Consider the following 2,443-nt stretch of genomic DNA (forward strand, 5'->3'; position numbering starts at 1 on the left):
ATTTGAAGGCGACCCTGGAAGCCATCGCCGCCGGTCACCCGGCCAGAAGGATCGACGAGCTGCTACCTTGGAACTTCACCCCGTCAAGCTGAACAGGCGTGGGGTGGCGACAGCGCTTACTATCCAGACTTGAGGAATTTCAAAAGGTATGGCAGCCCGGAACCTCCAACTGAGCGACCATCGGAAGTCGATAACAACAATGCCGCACACAGACCGTCTCCAAACCGATTGCTCGAAATGCGCAGCCCTTTGCTGTGTTGTATTGGCTTTCGACAAGGGCGAAGACTTTGCATTCGACAAGAACCCTGGCCAACCTTGCAGGAATCTCTCGGGGCATCGCTGCAGCATCCACGAAAAGCTGACGCAGGAAGGCCTAAAGGGGTGCGTTGCCTATGATTGTCTAGGGGCCGGCAACCGCGTGATCCAAGACGTATTCGGGGGGCAGACTTGGCGAACCGAGCCGCGCCTGATGCGTGTGATGATGGAGGCTTTTCATGGCATGTGCGAGGTTCATAAGCGGATCGACCTGCTGCGTGCCGCCGGGACCCTCCCCCTGAAGCCACAGGACGAGCAGATCCGTTGCAACTTCCTTGACCGCCTCGAGGATGACCACTGGAGCGTCCCCGACCTCCACGATTTCGAGGTCGGCCTGGCGCTTGAAATCGACATTTTCATGCACGGGGTTCAGCGAGAGTTTCCAACCTTTCTGCCCGAATCTCCTTAAACTCGGAACCTGCAACGTATTCAGGAGCGGTTTCGGCCGCGCGGGCCTTCGTGGGTCAGGTGCGTTAGTCGGGACCTGGACGATACAACAGGACGCCAACCAGCCGTCGCTACCGCCGCACAAAAAGGGGCAGCCCTCAATCCCCCCAGCGGAAGCCTGACAAAAGCGACTTGGATTTTTCATTTGAAATCAAAATGGTGCGGGTGAAGGGACTTGAACCCCCACGCCTTGCGGCGCCAGAACCTAAATCTAGCGCAGGTTTAAATATATCAGCACTTTATGCGCTAAGTTTCCCCAGACAAAAATAGAACAAAATGTGAATCCGGGAAACCCCAACTCCCGCGAGATGCGCTGATAGGCAGCGTATGTTGAACCATGTCGATACAGTATAAAAACAGAGCCATACGAGATTCTACTCGCTTGCAAGTACCGAGAACGAAGAGAGAAGCTGGAAGCTACCTCTCTTCGCAAGCGCGCCAAAGGTATAGACGTACTTCAATGAAAAGCCCCCGCTCTCTAGTTCGCCAAGGATAGAAGACTTTTCCTGCCTCACTGGTTGATCGCCAGCCTACTCGTCAGGTGAATATGAAATGATCCGCCATGCTCAATTCACTGACCGTGATGTTTTCGACCAGCACGGTTACGTCAGCAAACGCCATCAAAACATCTCCCCCTGACTGAGTGAACTCAATCTGGCTCAATGAGCGCGCGCCGCTGGAAATTTCAACAACATCGGACCCGCGGCCGAAATCCGATATCGTGTCATTGCCAGCATTCCGACCGAATATGAACGTATCAGCATGAAGCCCGCCCGAGAGCAAATCATCTCCAGAGCCACCTATAAGCGTATCGTTCCCGCGGCCACCGTGCAGATCATCATCTCCGCGCCGACCGAAAAGCGTGTCACGACCGTGGCCTCCTACAACTGTATCGTTGCCAGCCCCACCACGTAGAACATCGTCATCGCGTCTTCCAAAAATCTCGTCATGGCCGCGACCGCCTTTGAGAATATCACTTCCATCACCGCCCCGCAGTACATCATCTCCGCGGCGGCCGAAAAGCTCATCGTCACCATGGCCACCTACAAGAGTATCCGACCCTTTCCCGCCGTATAGGGTATCCCCATCGCGTCCCCCGTCCAGCAGGTCAGAGCCACGCCAACCGCGCAGAATATCAGAGCCAGAATTCCCCTTGATGGTATCTTGTCCCCAGCCACCTATTACGCTGTCTTCGCCGGCACCGCCTTTCAGTAGATCATCCCCATAGCGACCGCGGATTACATCGTCATTTTCTGATCCCCCTATGTCAAAATTCCCATAGCGGATCGCCTCGGTGGCAGAACTAGAACGCGTTTCGATCGTTCCCTCACCATCTGTGTAGCTGGCTATAACGGTGATCGCCGCCCCCACATCATCTTGCGTCAGCGTGTAACTGTTGCCGGTTGCAACGGAGATATCCACGCCATCCCGCTGCCATTGATAGGAAATGGTGCCAAGCCCGTCCTCATCCGCAAGCGTGTTGCTGGCGGTCAGGGTCTCATCCATGGTCGCGGTGCCGGAGATCGCGACGCTGCCGCTGGGAGCGTCGTTGACGTTGGACACGGCTGAGGTTCCCGAACTGGTAACGCTCTCACCGGTGCCCTCACCATCGGTGTAGCTCGCCACAACGGTGATAACGCTCCCCACATCGTCCTGTGTCAGGGTATAGGTCGCCCCAGTC

Annotated in this window: 2 protein-coding genes and 1 pseudogene; 2 read left to right on the forward strand and 1 reads right to left on the reverse strand. The window is 55.9% G+C overall.

The window, feature by feature from the left end; genetic code table 11:
• Together SM763_RS24040 and SM763_RS24045 are read left to right on the forward strand one after the other, a co-directional pair.
• Positions 1-92 (forward strand): transposase domain-containing protein (locus tag SM763_RS24040; RefSeq protein ID WP_490363289.1); only part of this gene is annotated, 92 nt, incomplete at its 5' end.
• Between the two features lie 170 nt (positions 93-262).
• Positions 263-724 (forward strand): hypothetical protein, encoded by a 462-nt coding sequence (locus SM763_RS24045; protein ID WP_369000104.1) that lies wholly within the window; start codon positions 263-265, stop codon positions 722-724.
• Between the two features lie 575 nt (positions 725-1,299).
• On the opposite strand, the pseudogene SM763_RS24050 reads toward SM763_RS24045, so the two are convergent.
• Positions 1,300-2,443, reverse strand: a pseudogene (locus SM763_RS24050) (hypothetical protein); the annotation flags it as partial.

The organism is Pseudophaeobacter sp. C1-32P7 (genome assembly GCF_041008775.1).
In the GTDB taxonomy this organism is placed as follows: domain Bacteria; phylum Pseudomonadota; class Alphaproteobacteria; order Rhodobacterales; family Rhodobacteraceae; genus Phycobacter; species Phycobacter gallaeciensis_A.